The organism is Pseudomonas edaphica, assembly GCF_005863185.1.
GTDB classification, from domain to species: domain Bacteria; phylum Pseudomonadota; class Gammaproteobacteria; order Pseudomonadales; family Pseudomonadaceae; genus Aquipseudomonas; species Aquipseudomonas edaphica.
Map to the genome: position 1 here is coordinate 1 of NZ_VBVZ01001106.1, position 692 is coordinate 692.

General features: G+C 64.3%; 1 protein-coding gene. It reads right to left on the reverse strand.

Annotated elements, in window-relative coordinates:
- Positions 1-79 precede the first annotated feature (79 nt).
- Positions 80-692 (reverse strand): aldose epimerase family protein (locus tag FEM54_RS33520; protein ID WP_138454395.1); only part of this gene is annotated, 613 nt, incomplete at its 5' end.

Below are 692 nucleotides of genomic sequence, written 5' to 3' on the forward strand. Positions count from 1 at the left end.
CAGGGGAATGCATTCCAAATGGGCAGCTCGGTCCACTGTGGGAGCTGGCTTGCCTGCGATAGCGCCATAAGCTCCACCACTAAACCCCGGCCCGCGCCTGCAAACTCAGGTGCGCCCGCTCCCCCGGCGCCAGACTGGCTGCCGCCATCGCCGACTCCACACACACAAACCCCGACGCCTCGTTAAAGCTCACGCCCAACAACGGCCGGCTGCCTGGATGCCACACCACGGTGTCAGCGCTGTCGCCGGTGTCGATGCACAGCTCACGTTGCCAGGCGTGGTCCTTGAGCTGCAGTTCACCCTCATGCTGGAACACCCGCTGGCATCCACCATCCACCCTTAGCTCGCCTTCCTGCTGGCAAACCTGGCGACTGAGCTGGTCATAACCTTGAGCACCGTCAAGCCCAGACAGCGCTATCTCGTCGACGTGACCAATACGCCAATAAGCGTGCAACGCATGGCTCAACTGGCACGGCAACTCGTCCTGGTGCTCGGTGCTCAGGCGCAGCTCCAGGGTCTCGCCCAGGTGCGCGTGCAGGTCGACCTGCCAGTCGCACAGCTGCAATTGCCAGTGCAGGCGCACGCCGTCGTCGTCGGTGCTGCTGTCGAGCAGTTTCCAGTCGATCAGCCGCGCCCAGCCATGGGACGGCCAGGCGTTTTCGCTCGGATGGCGCCCATACCAGGGCCAGCAC